The following is a 15,232-nucleotide window of genomic DNA, read 5'->3' as shown; positions in this document are numbered from 1 at the left end:
AAAAAGCGAATGTATTACTTAAAATTTTAGGTAATACATTCGCTTTTTTTATTTAGCTAATTCGCCGTCTAGTAACGAACGTAACTCTTCAGGGCTAATATGCTCATCAAAAATATGTTCACCCACAATAACAGTCGGTACAAAAACAACATTTGCCGCATTTGCTTCTGCGACAATTTTTTCTGATGCAGCTTTATTGTCTTGCTCTGTTAAGCCTAATTCAGATTTCATATAAGCAGCTACTTCATCAAGTGAAAGGCTACCCCACTCGTCTTGCTTGCTATAAATCTTATTGATTGTTTCACGTGTTTTTTCTGGTGTTGAATAATCTAAATAACGATGCGTCACATTTCCTCGTTGTAAAGATTCTTTTTCTTTATCAAATGGTTTAATAATTAATTCGATTTTTCCTGCTTGAATATATTCCGTAAGAACATCTTTAGATTTTTCATTCCACTCACGGCAGAATGGGCAACGTAAGTTAACGAAAGACATTACTTTAACGGGTGCTGCCTTTTCCCCTACGTGTATTCCAGTTTCTGGTGTGACTACTTCTGCTTTAATTTGACTAATATCCATGAAAAAAATTCCTCCTCTTAATTATGGTTGCATTTTTATTTTACTAGTAGTTGCGTTTTTTACAAGCTGCATGACTTTATAGGCCGAATAGCCACTTGCTTTCTCAAAGTCTATGCCAATCCGTTTTTCTTCTCCTTTGGCAGGGACTACTTGCTTGAATGCTCGATATTTTTCTTTGAGCTCAAGCGTATCTATGCCCTTTTCATACGCTCGCTCAATAGCTTCTAAAAATTGTACAACAATCGTCATTTCTTCGGTTGTCCAGTCTGGATTTAGTGGGTAGCTGTATTCCATTAACTAATTCCTCCTTTGTTAAGTTGCAATTCTTCTAATTTCTCGGTGGTTTTTGTGGCGATTTGTTTTAATTCTTTTTGTTCATCGTCTGAGAGATTTAATTCAAGTAGTTCTCTGACTCCTTCTGCGCCAATGACAGCTGGGACACTAATGAAGACAGGATTTTCTAAACCGTATGCTTCTTTCACTTCAACACCAACTGTGATAACTCTTGCTTCGTCGCGCAAAATGACTTCGGTTAATTCAGCAAGAACAGTCACAGTGCTAAATCGGAAAGTACAACCATCTTTATTTTCAAAAGGAAAATCCGGAATTTTAGTAATCATTTTTGTTAAATTTTGTAAATCCTCCGCTGAGATTCTTTTTTGATCTTCGGCTAAATAACTTAAAATTGGTTTGCCACCAAGGAAAGCCCTACTCCATACAGGAATGACATCTTCTGCATTATCACCAATAATATATCCGTGTACATTTTTAGGGCTGATTTTAAATAATTTAGCAATTTCCACTTGAAAATAAGACGTCGCAAGCATAGTGCCAAGCGTAATAATTTGATTTGCTGATAAACCGGAGAAACGTTTAATTAACGCGGCAACGACATTACTCTCAGCTGTTGCCACTAAGACAATCCCTCGGAAACCAGTTGCCATCATTTTCTTCACTTTTTCTTTGATTAGCGCGAGATTGTCTTCTTTTGAAACAATTTGATTGGACATTTCTTCTTGAAAAAAGACGACTATATCTGCGTTGCGACACTCATTGAATGTTCCTGAGTGAATGGTCACATCTGCATGATAATAACTCGCATAATCAAAATCTTGTACGCTTGTTTTCGCTTGATCGTCTATTAAGTAAATCTCGGCTGGTAATTTTTTTAAAAGAACTGTATGAATGTAGAGATTTTGTAGATTGCTTCTGCCGATAACGACCACTTTTTTCTTCTTAGACGGCATATGTGTCTCCTCCTCATCAAGTCTCTTATTGTTATTTTAGCATGCTTCCGAGGCAAAAATAAAATAACTTGACCACATAAATAAAAAGCAATGCTCATTCGCTTTGCTTTTTACAAAATAATCTTATTTTAAGTCATTTCACGTCGTTTCACTTTTAAATAATGCGTTGCAAAACAGAAGAATATTGGTAGTGCATAACTAACGATAATCAGAATAATTACTTCTAAAATCCCTTTACCGATATAGCCACCAGTCATTTTGACAAAGCCAGTGATTGGGGTTTCGAGAATTTGTATAACCGAGCGCCATCCACCTGTATCATGCATATGATGAAAGAAACCTACTCCAAAGGCTATGATTGTCAATACAAAACAAATTCCTGCTACTACATACGCAAACCAAAATAGAGCTTTCTTCCATGTTGCTGTTTGTTTCTCCATTTTTTCACCTGATTCAATTAGATTTGACTTGTTACGTTCACTTGTTACATTATACTCCTTTTTTTCTAAAACGGATACTTTAACTATTTCAAAAAATGAACTAAAAGAGTTTTTGTGAAATCACGCACTAATTTATATAGATAAAAAGCGGAAATACCCATAAAGGATACCTCCGCTTTAAGTTAATTACATATGAATTGGGCGACCTAAAGCTAGTTCGGCTGCTTCCATTGTAAGCTCTCCAAGGGATGGATGAGCGTGGATAGTAAGCGCGATGTCTTCAGCTGTAATACCTGATTCGATTGCTAAGCCGATTTCTGAAATAATATCAGAAGCGTTCATTCCGGCAACTTGTGCACCGATAACTAGGCCATCTTCTTTACGAGTAACTAGACGAACAAATCCTTCAGGTGCATCTAAAGAAAGCGCACGACCGTTACCGCCGAATGGGAATTTAGCAGCTTTTACGTCAAAGCCTTTTTCTTTTGCTTCTTTTTCTGTTAAGCCAACTGTTGCAAGTTCTGGGTCACTGAAAACAACAGCTGGAAGTGCTGTATAATCGTTTTCTGCTTTTTCGCCAGCAATTGCTTCAGCAGCGATTTTTGCTTCATAGCTAGCTTTGTGAGCTAGAGGAACACCAGGAACGATGTCACCAATGGCGAAAATGTTAGAAACGTTCGAGCGACCTTGTTTGTCAACTTCTACTAAACCGCGTTCTGTTACTTTAACGCCAGCTTGTTCTAAACCGATTTCGTCTGTATTTGGACGACGACCTACTGTTACTAAAACATAATCAGCTTCGATAGTTTTAGTTTCACCGTTAGCTTCATACGTTACTTTAACGCCGTTTTCAGTTTCTTCAGCAGATTTTGCAAGTGCTTTAGTAACCATTTCAACGTTTTTGCTTTTCAGATTACGTTTCACTAGGGAAACCATGTCTTTTTCGTATGTTGGTAAGATTTCTGGACCACCCTCAAGGATAGTTAGTTCTGTACCAAGGTTAGCGAATGCTCCACCTAATTCTGTTCCAATATATCCGCCGCCAATTACGACTAATTTTTTCGGAACTTCTGTTAGTGCAAGTGCACCAGTTGAGCTTAATACACGTTTACCATATTTGAAACCTGGGATTTCGATTGGACGAGATCCTGTTGCAATGATTACGTTGTTAAATGTATAAGTTTGAGCGGAGTCAGGGTGAATCACACGCAAGGAATGATCATCCACGAAGAACGCTTCTCCTTCTAACATTTCTACTTTATTTTTCTTAAGAAGGCCTTTAACACCTGATGTAAGCTTGTTAACTACGCTGCCTTTCCATTCTTGTGCTTTTGTGAAATCTAAGTTCACATTGTCCGCTGTAATACCCATGTTATCAGAGTGGCCAGCTTCTTTAAAACGGTGACCGATTGTGATAAGTGCTTTGGAAGGAATACATCCCACGTTTAAGCACACACCGCCGTAATATTCTTTTTCAATAATGGTAACTTTTTGTCCGAGTTGTGCAGCTCGGATTGCGGCTACATACCCACCTGGGCCTGCACCGATGACTATGGTGTCTCTTTCTTCTGGAAAATCGCCTACTACCATTTTGTTACACCTCCATTAGTAATAATTCTGGATCGTTTAATAAACGTTTAATATTGTTCATTGCTTTTTGAGCAGTTGCGCCGTCAATTACACGGTGGTCAAAGCTCAAGGAAAGAGCTAGTACTGGTGCTGCTACAATTTCGCCATCTTTTACGATAGGTTTTTGAGCAATACGACCAACACCTAGGATAGCAACTTCTGGGTAATTAATTACTGGAGTGAACCATTGCCCGCCGGCAGAACCGATATTAGAAATAGTTGCGGAACCGTGGCGCATTTCGTCAGCAGTTAATTTACCATCACGTGCTTTTCCAGCTAGTTCGTTGATTTCATCAGAAATTTGGAATACGGATTTTTTATCAGCATTTTTAATTACTGGTACATATAAACCGTGGTCTGTATCTGCCGCGATACCAACGTTGAAGTAATGTTTGTAAACAAGTTCTTCTGTCGTATCATCTAAAGTTGTGTTAAGCACTGGGAAGTCACGAAGCGTTGCAACAAGAGCTTTCACCATATAAGGTAAGAAAGTAAGTTTGATACCTTTTTCGGCAGCCACTTCTTTGAAACGTTTGCGGTGAGCCATAAGTGCAGTTACTTCGATTTCGTCCATTAAAGTAACGTGTGGAGCTGTATGTTTTGAGTTTACCATTGCTTTTGCAATCGCACGACGAGTTGGTGTTAATTTTTCGCGTGTTTCTGGGTAAGCATCGGAGCTTGCAACTGGTTGTTTCGCTGCTGCTTTTTCCGCTTTTGGTGCTGCTGCTTTTTCTTCCGTTTGAGCAGTAGTTGTTGCTGCAGCTGGTTGTTCGCCGTTTAGGAAAGCATCAATATCCGCTTTAACTACGCGGTTATTTTTTCCAGAGCCTGCTACTTCAGCGATATTAACGCCTTTTTCACGCGCATATTTACGTACAGAAGGCATTGCAATTACAAGGCCATTAGGATCTTTTTTAGATGATGGCGTTCCGTTTCCACCTGTAGCTGGAGCGGAAGTTGCGTCGTTGTTTGTAAGTTCAGCTTCTTCTGCTGGAGATTCTGGAGTAGATTCATGACTAGCTCCTCCTTCAAAATCGCCTTCGAATGTTACTAATACTTGACCAACTGTTGCTACTGTGCCTTCGCTAACTAAAATATCTTTAACAGTTCCATCTACTGGAGAAGTAATTTCTTCGACAGATTTGTCGTTTTGCACTTCAAAAATGGACTGATCTTCTTCTACTTTATCGCCCGGTTGAATAAACCATTTAACAATTTCACCTTCATGAATGCCTTCACCGATATCTGGTAATTTGAATTCAAAAATTCCTTTTCCGCTAGCTTTTGCGGGTGCTGGAGTTGATTCTGTGGATTCTGCTTTTGGTGCTGCGCTTTCTTCTTCGGCGTCGTCTTCGTGACCTTCTACGCCATCAAATGTTACTAGTACTTGTCCAACTGTAGCAACTGTACCTTCAGCAACTTTGATTTCTTTAATTGTTCCTGAAACTGGAGAAGTGATTTCTTCCACTGATTTGTCGTTTTGTACTTCAAATAGGGATTCATCTTCTTCAATCTTATCGCCTGGTTGTACAAACCATTTAACGATTTCACCTTCATGGATACCTTCACCGATATCCGGTAATTTAAATGAATATGCCATTTTATTAAGCCTCCTGTAATTTCTAAGGTTCAGATAAACTGAACCTTAGTATAAAAATATTTCGTTCCCCTTCTAAAACTCCCCATAAGTTTTAAAATGGTTATTATGAATTAAAATGCAATAACTTCTTTTACGCGTTCGATAATATCGTTATGATTTGGTAACCAAACAGTTTCTGCTTGAGAGAACGGAAATACGCTATCTGGCGCAGCAACTCGCATAACTGGAGCTTCTAGAGAAAGGATTGCATGATCGTTAATTTCTGCAACGACATTAGCAGCAATACCTGCTTGTTTTTGTGCTTCTTGAACTACTACAGCACGGTTTGTTTTCTTAACGGAAGCAATGATTGTTTCCACATCAATTGGGCTAATTGTACGTAAATCGATAACTTCTACAGATACGCCATCTTTTTCAAGAGCTTCTGCTGCTTTCATTGATTCTTGTACCATTGCCCCGTAAGTGATGATAGAAACATCTGTACCTTCACGACGAACAGCTGCTTTACCAATTTCTACTGTGTATTCGCCTTCTGGAACTTCTTCACGGAAAGAACGGTATAATTTCATATGTTCTAAAAAGATAACTGGATCGTTATCACGAATAGCTGAGATTAAAAGACCTTTTGCATCATATGGAGTGGATGGAATTACCACTTTTAAACCAGGTGATTGCGCCATTAATCCTTCTAAGTTATCCGCGTGCATTTCTGGTGTATGAACTCCACCACCAAAAGGTGCGCGAATGGTAATTGGAGCAGTACGAGTTCCGCCTGTACGGTAACGCATACGAGCCATTTGACCAGCAACGGAATCCATTACTTCAAATACGAAACCGAAGAATTGAATTTCTGGAACTGGACGGAAACCTTCAAGTGCAAGACCGATAGCAAGACCACCGATACCAGATTCCGCTAGAGGAGTATCGAATACACGATCTTCGCCAAATTTTTCTTGTAATCCTTCTGTTGCACGGAATACGCCGCCGTTTTTACCAACGTCTTCCCCAAAAACTAATACGTTTTCGTCTTTTTCAAGTTCTACTGCAAGCGCATCTGTAATCGCTTGAATCATTGTTTTTTGCGCCATGATTATTTCGACTCCTTCGCTTCATAGATTGCCAGTTGCTCTTTGATAGGAGCAGTTGGTGTTTCGTACATATTTTTAAGAAGATCAGTTACAGTTTGTTTTGGTGTAGCATCTGCTTCTTTAATTGCTACTTTGATTTCTTCTTTCGCTTGATCGATAACAGCATTTTCTTTTTCTTCGTTCCAAAGGCCTTTACCTTCTAAGAAAGTACGGAAGCGAACGATTGGATCTTTAAGTTCCCATTCTCCGTCAAGTTCTTTTGTACGGTAACGAGTTGGATCATCACCAGAAAGTGTATGTGGACCATAACGGTAAGTCATTGTTTCGATTAATGTTGGGCCTTCACCAGCAACTGCACGTTCACGAGCGAATTTAGTTACAGCATATACTGCAAGTGGATCCATTCCGTCTACTTGTACGCCTGGGATTCCGGCTGCAACTGCTTTTTGAGCTAATGTTTCAGCAGCTGATTGTTTTTCACGAGGTGTAGAAATCGCGAATTTGTTATTTTGTACTACGAAGATTGCTGGAGCATGGTAAGCACCTGCAAAGTTCATTCCTTCATAGAAGTCACCTTGAGAAGAACCACCGTCACCTGTATAAGTGATTACAACAGCGTCTTTTTTACGTTTTTTAAGACCTAGAGCAACACCGGCAGCTTGCACGATTTGTGCACCGATGATGATTTGTGGTGATAATACATTTAAATCTTCAGGGAATTGGTTACCTACAAAGTGTCCACGAGAGAACAAGAACGCTTTTGTAAGTGGAAGTCCGTGCCAGATAAGTTGTGGCACATCACGGTAACCTGGAAGAATATAGTCATGTTTTTCAAGTGCATAGTGACTTGCAAGTTGGGAAGCTTCTTGTCCAGCAGTTGGAGCGTAGAAACCTAGACGTCCTTGACGGTTAAGTGAGATAGAACGTTGGTCAAGTACACGAGTCCAAACCATGCGAGTCATTAATTCTACTAATTGATCATCTGTTAAATCCGGCATTAAATCTGGATTTACGATTTCTCCTTTTTCATTCAGAATTTGAACTAATTCAAATTGTTTATGAACAGCCTCAAATTGTTTCTTTACGTCGATAATAGCCTTCTTTGTTTTAGAAGCCATTTCGTATCCACCCTTTCGTCATTCACATTGTACAGTTTCAAATTCTTCATTAGTTAGGTATGCGTTGTATGTAACGCTCGTCCGGTCATTTACCCATCTAAATGAATTCTTTTAAAACTGCCATCCTGATTGTGTATTAATTATAATAGCGTAGTAAAAAGAAAAGTTATTCTATAGAAAGAAGCAGATTCCGGAAGCTTTTTCCTAAATTCCTATTAACTAATTACGCAGCCTCTCCAGTTATTACCACAAAATCCTCATTGAAAACATGGGTTTTAAGAGAGTTTGTGAAAAAACTTTCATTCTTTCACAATGTTTCATAAAAAACAGGAACTTTCCTTTTATTTAAAATGTTATTTCTGTTTTACTCGAAAACAAGAATTTTATTAATACACTAATCTTCTCTCTTAATTTACACTACCAAGATTATGAAGTCAATAAGTTAATCTCTATTTATTTTATCGCTTACAATGGCATTATTACTTAAATCATTCGCTTTCCCGTTCTGTATTAAAAAAAGATGAAACAGATAAAAACTGTTATATAATATTACAACTCTCGCATTATCACACCTATTTCAAACTTTTAGGTGGCAAATATCATTAGTTTGTGAATTCACAAACATATAAATTTTTTCATCATTTGTTTTAGACGAACATTTTAACAATATTTTTTTTTATTGTTCGCTTTTAAAACTTTCTTATTTTTAACAAATATGTCTTTAGACCTACGGAAGTCTCCTTTTTTTCGTGTGTAGTAATCTTTCATTCCTTTTTTTTCGTTCTTTTGTTAAAATAAAGATAAGTTATTAAAGAACAGGAGAGAATCAAATCATGCTTACAATGGACGATATTGTACGAGAAGGTCATCCAGCGCTTAGAGAAGTTGCGACAGAAGTGACTTTCCCGCTTTCAGATGAAGAAAAAAAATTAGGACGTGATATGCTTGAATTCCTGATTAATAGTCAAGATGAAGAGATGGCGGAAAAATACGGTTTACGTGGTGGCGTAGGAATTGCTGCTCCACAACTTGCTGTAACGAAACGTTTTCTTGCTATTCATGTACATGATGAAAAAGATCGTCTTTATAGTTATGTGCTTTATAATCCAAAAATTCGTAGCCATTCTGTGCAGCAAGCTTGTCTTTCTGGTGGTGAAGGTTGCCTTTCTGTTGATCGGGAAGTTCCAGGTTATGTGGTCCGAAGTGAACGTGTAACTATTGATGCTTTTGACGAAAATGGTACACCACTGAAATTGCGTTTCAAAGATTATCCAGCCATTGTTATTCAACACGAAATCGATCATTTAAATGGAATTATGTTTTATGATCACATTAATAAAGAAAACCCCTCCTACTTGCCACCTGATGTGGACGTATTTGGTTAAAATGAATAAATCCCCGCAGGATACTAATTCCTGCGGGGATTCTTATTTCTATGAATGGCCACCAACTGTTTCTATTTTTGTATCGAGCTTTCTAAATTTACGTTCATTTGCATCGCCTGAGAATAAAACTAAATCAAGCTCTTCATGAATAATATGACCATCTGAATCCACTAAATTTTTTTCAAATAATCGCGAGTCAATTTTAGCAAAGATTGTATGATAGTCTTCGTCTGATACAGTCCGAGTTACGGTGCACTCGAATACAATCGGACAGGTATCAATGTAAGCTACTCCTCCGTTATCACTTTTGGTTAATTCGATTTGATGAACTTTTACTTTATCGTTGCGCTTGCCCGATGAGAATCCCCCTTGTTCAATTAACCCTAACTGCTCTGTGTTTGGAAAATTTACAGCAAATTTTTGACCAGCATATAAATGTTTACTCGCATTACTTTCTGCTGACACGCCGATTACGATACTATCTCCTAATGTATACGATGATGACCCCGTTGACATTTGCGGTTCTCTAATTTCATTCAAATACGTTAATACAAAGACTGGATAAGCTGGATAAAATTTTTCTGTTTCTACGCGCTGTTTCATAGTTAGCACCTCTAGTTTTTTTCTTTCATTATAAATATGATGTAATGGGAATTCAACCATAAACTTAAACCTTACAAGTAAGCCCTTTATGTATTTATCTGGTAAAATAAAATTGGAAAGAAGGTGGAAATTTGGAACGTTATGATAGACAGATGCGCGTTAAGAACATCGGAAAAGCTGGTCAAGAAAAATTACTCACGAAAACGATTTTAATTGTTGGTGTTGGCGCGATTGGTTCATATGCCGCAGAAATTTGTGCACGAATGGGTTTTGGAAAGTTAATTTTAATTGATCGCGATTATGTGGAGCTAAGTAACCTGCAGCGCCAATCGCTTTTCACGGAACAAGATGCATTAGACAAACAAGCAAAAGCATATGCAGCATCTAAAGCTTTACAACTCATTAATAGCGATATTACAATCGAATATATTGTAGATGATGCGAATGTAACGAGTTTAACGCCTTATGCCGGAACAATTGATTACATACTTGATTGCACAGATAATTTTATGACGCGAGCCTTTTTAAATCAGTTTTGTTTCACCCATCAAATTCCGTGGATTTTCACCTCATGTGCTGGAAATTATGCGAATCTCATGCCAATTATTCCGCCTGACTCTGCTTGTTTGCACTGTTTACTCGGCGATATTCCGCAAACCAACGCAGCAAGTTGTGATATTATCGGCGTTGACGGTGCCCTGATTCCAATCGTCGCCGGCATGCAGGTTTCCTTACTTACGCAAATGATTATCAACCCTGATTTCAAAGCAAATATCTACTACCAACTAGATAATTGGCAATTTTCTTTCCAGACAATCGAAGTCAAAAAACAACGCGATTGCCTTAGATGCGCAACTGGAAAAACACTTTCAGAAGTTCCTTTTTCCGAGCAAGCAGTTGCTCTTTGCGGAAGAGATACTGTGCAATTTCGCTTACCTAATAAAAGCAATTACCGAGAAATTAAACAACTACTGGTAGAACAGAAAATTACTTACACCGAAAATCCCGCTTTGCTCAGTTTCCAGTATGAAAAGTTCCAGTTTGTTATTTTTAAAAATGGGCGCGTATTACTTCATGGGACAGAAAATATAACAGAAGCAAAAAAAACATATCATTTATTTTTTAACTAAAGGAGGCAATTATGGAACAAAAGTCATTTATTAAGGTAGCTTGTAGTATTCTAACAATTAGTGATACACGAAATTTGGATACAGATACGAGTGGTCAACAGATTCAATCTACCTTAGAAAACGCTGGGCATGAGGTAATTTCACGGATTGTCGTTCCTGACGATGTTTCCCACATTAAGCAGAAAATAAACGAGCTAGCTGTTAATGGTTCTTTCTGTCTTATCACAAATGGCGGTACAGGTATCGCTAGGCGAGATGTTACTTATGAAGCTTTATTTGCGACTATTCAGCAAGAAATTCCCGGATTTGGGGAGATTTTCCGAATGCTTAGTTACGAAGAAGTCGGTAGTCGCGCCATGGTATCTCGGGCATTCGCTGGTTTTTCAGAAAATGGCTTATTGATTTTTGCGCTACCTGGCTCAAGTAATGCTTGTCAGCTCGCGATGCAAAAATTGATTATTCCTGAGTTACCTCACTTAATAGCAGAACGACAAAAATAAAACATCCGGTCACTTGCATGACCGGATGTTTTATTTATCCTCCAATTTGACTCATACGACGCCAAGTTGGTTTATTAGACTGCACTTCATCTTGTAGTTTTAATGCCATTTCGTGATTTTCAGGTTTGTTATCAATTGCCTTTTGTACAAGTTGCATTAGTTTGACTGGGTCTTGGATAAATGGTCGAATATTCATTTCTTCGTCCCAGTAAAGGCATGCTTTAATATAACCATCTGCGGTAAGCCTAAGTCGGTTGCAACTATCGCAAAAATGGGAACTAACTGGGTGAATCACACCGAATGTCCCTTTCGCTCCTTTTATGCGGAAGTTTTCGGAAGGACCGTTTCCTCGAATCGAGTCAACTGGTTCATATTCATAACCAGCTTCATCACAGGCTTCAAAAATCTTATCAAGCGGTAAATATTTTTCTTTCCAACTCGTACCAGCATGACCAATCGGCATATATTCAATAAAACGAATATTAATATCTTTATCTTTTGTAAAGCGGAGGAAATCGGTTATTTCGTCATCGTTTTGTCCTTTAATTAAGACGACATTAAGCTTAATTGGAAATAACCCTACTTCTTCTGCTTTTTGAATACCATCGAGAACTTTTTGCAAACGTCCACCACGAGTAATTGCTTGAAAACGATCTGCATGCAAGGAATCCAAGCTGATGTTTACACGTGTCAGTCCCGCCGCTTTCAACGCTTCCGCTTTTTTCGCCAAATACATCGCATTCGTTGTAATCGAAATATCTTCTATTTCAGGAATTGCTCCCAACCCGCGAACAATTTCCACAATATCGGTTCTAAGTAATGGCTCTCCGCCAGTGATGCGGACTTTTTTTATGCCGAATTTCACCATTAATTCCATAAAGCTGACAATTTCATCTTTGGATAGTACTTTTTCATGGGGCAAAAATGTCAGGCCTTCTTCGGGCATACAATACACACACCTTAAATTACACCGATCTGTTACTGAAATACGAATATAATCGTGTACTCGCCCAAATTTATCCTTTAATAATTGCATAAAACAAAACTCCTATCCTACAAAATAGTTACGCTTCTGCTTTAAAAATCCCGCTTTTTCCACCTGTTTTTTCCACTAAATACGTTTTTTCTATCCGCATGCCTTTATCCATTGCTTTGCACATATCATAAATGGTTAATGCTGCAATGGTTACAGCTGTGAGTGCTTCCATTTCCACGCCCGTCTTTCCAACGGTTACAACTTCGGAGGTGATAGTTAGCGCAGTATTCCCGTCATCTTCAAAAGAAATATCAGCTTTCGTCGTCATAATCGGATGGCACATTGGAATTAGTTCGCTTGTCTTTTTAGCTGCCATAATACCAGCTACTTGGGCAACGGCTAAAACATCTCCTTTAGCAATTTTACCAGCATGAATCCGTGTTAAAGTTTCTTCCTTCATATGTATCGTAGCTCTAGCGATTGCACGACGTTTTGTTTCAGATTTGCTTGTAACATCTACCATTTTTGCGCGTTTTTCATCGTTAAAATGAGTTAAGTCATCTTTTTCCATCTATTCCCCTCCTTATCCACCGCTTACTGGCGGAATGACTGCGATTTCTGTTATTTCCTCTGGTAAAAGGTCTTGATCTTGTTGAAACTCCATGTTAACGGCTAACATACAGCTTGCCAAATCAACGGCTATTTCAGGAAATTCACTACTAATGACTTCTCGAACCTCGCCGACTGTCTGACACTGCTGCAAATTCAATTTTACTTCTGTTTTATGTGTCTTATCCGCTAAATGAGCAAAAAATTTAACTGTTGTTAGCATCTAGGCCACCCCACCTTGTTTTATCGATATCTTTTTCTTCTTTCCATATAGGTACCCGTTCTTTTAAGCGTTCAATAATATATCTGGATCCCTCATAGCAAGCGGCTCTGTGTGGTGTTGATACGCCTATAACTACAGCGATATCTGTAATTTGTAAAAGTCCTAGCCGGTGGACGATGACAACATCCGCCCTCCACTTTGTTTCTACTTCTGTTGCTAATTTCTTTAGTTCTTTGAGCGCCATTTCCTCATATGATGTATAACGAATTTCTTCTGTTTGAATGTCCCCCGTCCATTCTCGGATTGTACCAACAAAAAGATTAGTTCCACCGTGATTTTTATTGATTAGTTTGTCAAAAAGTGGACCTATTTCGATTTTTTCGTGTTGCAATGCTACATATTTCATGATAAAAACTCCTCGATTAACGTTTCTGCAAAAGTAGTTAAAGCTTTTTCTTCGCCAATGAAAACCGCTTCTTTTTTTAGTGCTGGATTATGTGTCGCAATTTTATAAACAGCTTTACTATTCTTTAAAAGTTTGATTTCCGCCTGTTCGCGAATCAATATAATTTTAGGGAAAGGCCCCTCTTTGTAGCCTTCTATGAGAATAATGTCTGATTCTGGCAACTTTTGAATGGCAGTTTTTAAATCGATGCCGGTTTGTTCCATCACAGCATATTGTCTCGAATTCGCGATAACAACAGCTGCTGCACCACTCTCTTGAAACGAGTACGAATCAGTTCCCGCGTGATCTACTGAAAAATCATGGGCATCATGTTTGATAGCAGAAACCGTGTAGTTTTCCTTTCGACTAGCTCGAATTAGTGCATTTAGTAAAGTTGTTTTTCCGCTATTTTTAAAGCCAATTATTTGGAGGATAGTAGCCATGCTTCGACCTCTTCTCCTTTTAATTTCCCTACTTGACCACGTGGGATTTTGAATAAACAAGTGGTTAAATGGAGGTTTCCTAGCGCGCTCGACATATCGCTTCCTACCAACTCAACCAAATATTCTCCTTCGTCAGACAAACGATAGGTTCCTCGTAAAAAACGATCATAGCCATTATTTTTAGTGTAATCGCTTGCCATTTTTGCACGTACTTGGGTCGTCTCCGTTGTATCTTTCCCCATTAAGGTAGCTAACACCGGTTCTACTAATAAGTAAAAACCTGTAAAGCATGCCCCTGGATTTCCAGAAAGCGCAATGATAAGCGTTTTGTCCAGCCACATTCCAGTTGTCGGACTACCTGGTCGCATTTGAATTTTATTAAAAAGTAATTCTGCCTCTTGTTTTGCAATTTCTGCCATATAATCAAAATCGCCTACAGAAACACCACCAGTTGTAATTATCAAGTCTGCTATTTGAGTCAATTCTAGTAATCGTTTTTTCGTATCCTCATAATTATCCGGTAACTGTTCAGCCGCGCAAATCTCGGCATGATGTACTTTTAATAAATTCTCCAGTAACGGTTGATTACTATTATAAATTTTGCCATCTGGAAGAGAATTCCCGGCTGGAACAAGTTCACTACCTGTGGATAAAATAGCTACTTTTGGCTTTCTGATGACTTGAACTTCACGAATACCAAATGATGACAGCAAACTTATCGAACCGGCATTTAAAATATGTCCGCGATCTAATAGCAAGTCTCCTTTGGAAAACTCCGCACCAACTTCTGTAATGTTGCTAGATTTTTGTGTATTGATAAGGGTAATGTCATTCTGGTTACCAGCTTCTCTAGATTGTTCAAGCATAATAATCTTCGAAGCATTCTCTGGCACTTTTGCTCCAGTCATTATTCGAACGGTTTCCCCTGGGTTTAGTGGTTTATTGTATGTTTGTCCGCATGGAACTTCTGCTACAACTCGTAAAGTGATTGGATAATTCCCGTCATCTGCTTCCGTAATCGCAAAACCATCGTAACCAGACCTTCTAAAATAAGGAGCTGGAAACGGGGCAAAGATAGGCTCTTGCAATACTTGATTTAATGCATCCGTCACATTTTTCTTTTCTACTGGAAGATGCGTTATTTGGTTACATAATACTTCTCTCGCTTGTTCCATGCTTATGGTATTTCTTTTTTCAATCATCTGGGCGCACTTCCC

At 38.5% G+C, this 15,232-nt stretch carries 18 protein-coding genes; 3 read left to right on the top strand and 15 right to left on the bottom strand.

Features of this window, described 5'->3' with window-relative positions:
* Nucleotides 1-48 precede the first annotated feature (48 nt).
* The 8 genes from HRK21_RS11065 to pdhA all read right to left on the bottom strand — a co-directional run bounded on the left by HRK21_RS11065 (nucleotide 49) and on the right by pdhA (nucleotide 7,701).
* The gene (locus HRK21_RS11065) at nucleotides 49-579 is read right to left on the bottom strand and encodes a DsbA family protein (protein ID WP_069888567.1); all 531 of its coding nucleotides are present in this window, start codon (nucleotides 577-579) and stop codon (nucleotides 49-51) included.
* A 21-nt stretch (nucleotides 580-600) separates the two neighbouring features.
* Nucleotides 601-873, bottom strand: coding sequence for a UPF0223 family protein (locus HRK21_RS11060; RefSeq protein WP_003722685.1), 273 nt, complete (start codon nucleotides 871-873; stop codon nucleotides 601-603).
* Nucleotides 873-1,826, bottom strand: a complete 954-nt coding sequence (locus tag HRK21_RS11055; protein WP_070006846.1) for a Rossmann-fold NAD(P)-binding domain-containing protein — start codon at nucleotides 1,824-1,826, stop codon at nucleotides 873-875. The genes HRK21_RS11060 and HRK21_RS11055 overlap by 1 nt, the downstream gene beginning before the upstream one ends.
* A 128-nt stretch (nucleotides 1,827-1,954) precedes the next feature.
* Entirely contained in the window at nucleotides 1,955-2,266 is a 312-nt protein-coding gene (locus HRK21_RS11050) for a hypothetical protein (RefSeq protein WP_003738638.1), read from the bottom strand.
* Nucleotides 2,267-2,452: 186 nt separating this feature from the next.
* Nucleotides 2,453-3,856: a dihydrolipoyl dehydrogenase gene (gene lpdA, locus HRK21_RS11045; protein WP_070006845.1), complete on the bottom strand. Its 1,404-nt coding sequence runs from the start codon at nucleotides 3,854-3,856 to the stop codon at nucleotides 2,453-2,455.
* A 4-nt stretch (nucleotides 3,857-3,860) separates the two neighbouring features.
* Nucleotides 3,861-5,495 carry a dihydrolipoyllysine-residue acetyltransferase gene (locus tag HRK21_RS11040; protein WP_070006844.1) on the bottom strand — a complete coding sequence of 545 codons (1,635 nt, stop codon included), beginning with the start codon at nucleotides 5,493-5,495 and terminating at the stop codon, nucleotides 3,861-3,863.
* A gap of 110 nt (nucleotides 5,496-5,605) precedes the next feature.
* Entirely contained in the window at nucleotides 5,606-6,583 is a 978-nt protein-coding gene (locus tag HRK21_RS11035) for an alpha-ketoacid dehydrogenase subunit beta (RefSeq protein WP_003738635.1), read from the bottom strand.
* 2 nt (nucleotides 6,584-6,585) lie between these two features.
* Nucleotides 6,586-7,701, bottom strand: a complete 1,116-nt coding sequence (pdhA, locus tag HRK21_RS11030) for a pyruvate dehydrogenase (acetyl-transferring) E1 component subunit alpha (RefSeq protein ID WP_003722679.1) — start codon at nucleotides 7,699-7,701, stop codon at nucleotides 6,586-6,588.
* A gap of 833 nt (nucleotides 7,702-8,534) precedes the next feature.
* Between pdhA and def the strand changes: the two genes are divergently transcribed.
* A complete protein-coding gene (def, locus tag HRK21_RS11025; protein ID WP_003730100.1) occupies nucleotides 8,535-9,086 on the top strand; it encodes a peptide deformylase in 552 nt (183 codons plus the stop codon).
* A gap of 48 nt (nucleotides 9,087-9,134) precedes the next feature.
* Here def and HRK21_RS11020 read toward each other — a convergent pair whose 3' ends face one another.
* Complete coding sequence (locus HRK21_RS11020; RefSeq protein ID WP_070006843.1) at nucleotides 9,135-9,689, bottom strand: flavin reductase family protein; 555 nt, start codon at nucleotides 9,687-9,689, stop codon at nucleotides 9,135-9,137.
* Between the two features lie 131 nt (nucleotides 9,690-9,820).
* Between HRK21_RS11020 and HRK21_RS11015 the strand changes: the two genes are divergently transcribed.
* On the top strand, nucleotides 9,821-10,819 hold the full coding sequence (locus HRK21_RS11015) for a ThiF family adenylyltransferase (protein WP_070006842.1): 999 nt from the start codon (nucleotides 9,821-9,823) through the stop codon (nucleotides 10,817-10,819).
* An 11-nt stretch (nucleotides 10,820-10,830) separates the two neighbouring features.
* The gene (locus tag HRK21_RS11010; RefSeq protein WP_070006841.1) at nucleotides 10,831-11,319 is read left to right on the top strand and encodes a MogA/MoaB family molybdenum cofactor biosynthesis protein; all 489 of its coding nucleotides are present in this window, start codon (nucleotides 10,831-10,833) and stop codon (nucleotides 11,317-11,319) included.
* A gap of 34 nt (nucleotides 11,320-11,353) precedes the next feature.
* On the opposite strand, the gene moaA is transcribed toward HRK21_RS11010, so the two are convergent.
* From moaA to HRK21_RS10980, 6 genes are read right to left on the bottom strand one after another with little or no spacing between them, the layout of a single operon-like run.
* Nucleotides 11,354-12,355, bottom strand: coding sequence for a GTP 3',8-cyclase MoaA (gene moaA / locus HRK21_RS11005; protein ID WP_031695198.1), 1,002 nt, complete (start codon nucleotides 12,353-12,355; stop codon nucleotides 11,354-11,356).
* A 28-nt stretch (nucleotides 12,356-12,383) separates the two neighbouring features.
* The gene (gene moaC / locus HRK21_RS11000) at nucleotides 12,384-12,866 is read right to left on the bottom strand and encodes a cyclic pyranopterin monophosphate synthase MoaC (RefSeq protein WP_003738630.1); all 483 of its coding nucleotides are present in this window, start codon (nucleotides 12,864-12,866) and stop codon (nucleotides 12,384-12,386) included.
* A 12-nt stretch (nucleotides 12,867-12,878) separates the two neighbouring features.
* On the bottom strand, nucleotides 12,879-13,127 hold the full coding sequence (moaD, locus tag HRK21_RS10995; RefSeq protein WP_003738629.1) for a molybdopterin converting factor subunit 1: 249 nt from the start codon (nucleotides 13,125-13,127) through the stop codon (nucleotides 12,879-12,881).
* Nucleotides 13,111-13,533, bottom strand: a complete 423-nt coding sequence (locus tag HRK21_RS10990) for a molybdenum cofactor biosynthesis protein MoaE (protein ID WP_069888561.1) — start codon at nucleotides 13,531-13,533, stop codon at nucleotides 13,111-13,113. Before HRK21_RS10990 ends, moaD begins: the two co-directional genes overlap by 17 nt.
* On the bottom strand, nucleotides 13,530-14,015 hold the full coding sequence (gene mobB, locus HRK21_RS10985; protein ID WP_070006840.1) for a molybdopterin-guanine dinucleotide biosynthesis protein B: 486 nt from the start codon (nucleotides 14,013-14,015) through the stop codon (nucleotides 13,530-13,532). The genes HRK21_RS10990 and mobB overlap by 4 nt, the downstream gene beginning before the upstream one ends.
* Nucleotides 13,994-15,217, bottom strand: a complete 1,224-nt coding sequence (locus HRK21_RS10980) for a molybdopterin molybdotransferase MoeA (protein WP_070006839.1) — start codon at nucleotides 15,215-15,217, stop codon at nucleotides 13,994-13,996. The genes mobB and HRK21_RS10980 overlap by 22 nt, the downstream gene beginning before the upstream one ends.
* Nucleotides 15,218-15,232: the final 15 nt, after the last annotated feature.

Source organism: Listeria monocytogenes, assembly GCF_013282665.1.
In the GTDB taxonomy this organism is placed as follows: Bacteria; Bacillota; Bacilli; order Lactobacillales; family Listeriaceae; genus Listeria; species Listeria monocytogenes_C.
This window is presented reverse-complemented; position numbering and strand designations above follow the sequence as displayed.

What these genes read in the sequence shown, in the direction of transcription:
- HRK21_RS11065 (WP_069888567.1), bottom strand. Translation starts at nt 579, where the DNA reads ATGGATATTAGTCAAATTAAAGCAGAAGTAGTCACACCAGAAACTGGA.
- HRK21_RS11060 (WP_003722685.1), bottom strand. Translation starts at nt 873, where the DNA reads ATGGAATACAGCTACCCACTAAATCCAGACTGGACAACCGAAGAAATG.
- HRK21_RS11055 (WP_070006846.1), bottom strand. Translation starts at nt 1,826, where the DNA reads ATGCCGTCTAAGAAGAAAAAAGTGGTCGTTATCGGCAGAAGCAATCTA.
- HRK21_RS11050 (WP_003738638.1), bottom strand. Translation starts at nt 2,266, where the DNA reads ATGGAGAAACAAACAGCAACATGGAAGAAAGCTCTATTTTGGTTTGCG.
- lpdA (WP_070006845.1), bottom strand. Translation starts at nt 3,856, where the DNA reads ATGGTAGTAGGCGATTTTCCAGAAGAAAGAGACACCATAGTCATCGGT.
- HRK21_RS11040 (WP_070006844.1), bottom strand. Translation starts at nt 5,495, where the DNA reads ATGGCATATTCATTTAAATTACCGGATATCGGTGAAGGTATCCATGAA.
- HRK21_RS11035 (WP_003738635.1), bottom strand. Translation starts at nt 6,583, where the DNA reads ATGGCGCAAAAAACAATGATTCAAGCGATTACAGATGCGCTTGCAGTA.
- pdhA (WP_003722679.1), bottom strand. Translation starts at nt 7,701, where the DNA reads ATGGCTTCTAAAACAAAGAAGGCTATTATCGACGTAAAGAAACAATTT.
- def (WP_003730100.1), top strand. Translation starts at nt 8,535, where the DNA reads ATGCTTACAATGGACGATATTGTACGAGAAGGTCATCCAGCGCTTAGA.
- HRK21_RS11020 (WP_070006843.1), bottom strand. Translation starts at nt 9,689, where the DNA reads ATGAAACAGCGCGTAGAAACAGAAAAATTTTATCCAGCTTATCCAGTC.
- HRK21_RS11010 (WP_070006841.1), top strand. Translation starts at nt 10,831, where the DNA reads ATGGAACAAAAGTCATTTATTAAGGTAGCTTGTAGTATTCTAACAATT.
- moaA (WP_031695198.1), bottom strand. Translation starts at nt 12,355, where the DNA reads ATGCAATTATTAAAGGATAAATTTGGGCGAGTACACGATTATATTCGT.
- moaC (WP_003738630.1), bottom strand. Translation starts at nt 12,866, where the DNA reads ATGGAAAAAGATGACTTAACTCATTTTAACGATGAAAAACGCGCAAAA.
- moaD (WP_003738629.1), bottom strand. Translation starts at nt 13,127, where the DNA reads ATGCTAACAACAGTTAAATTTTTTGCTCATTTAGCGGATAAGACACAT.
- HRK21_RS10990 (WP_069888561.1), bottom strand. Translation starts at nt 13,533, where the DNA reads ATGAAATATGTAGCATTGCAACACGAAAAAATCGAAATAGGTCCACTT.
- mobB (WP_070006840.1), bottom strand. Translation starts at nt 14,015, where the DNA reads ATGGCTACTATCCTCCAAATAATTGGCTTTAAAAATAGCGGAAAAACA.
- HRK21_RS10980 (WP_070006839.1), bottom strand. Translation starts at nt 15,217, where the DNA reads ATGATTGAAAAAAGAAATACCATAAGCATGGAACAAGCGAGAGAAGTA.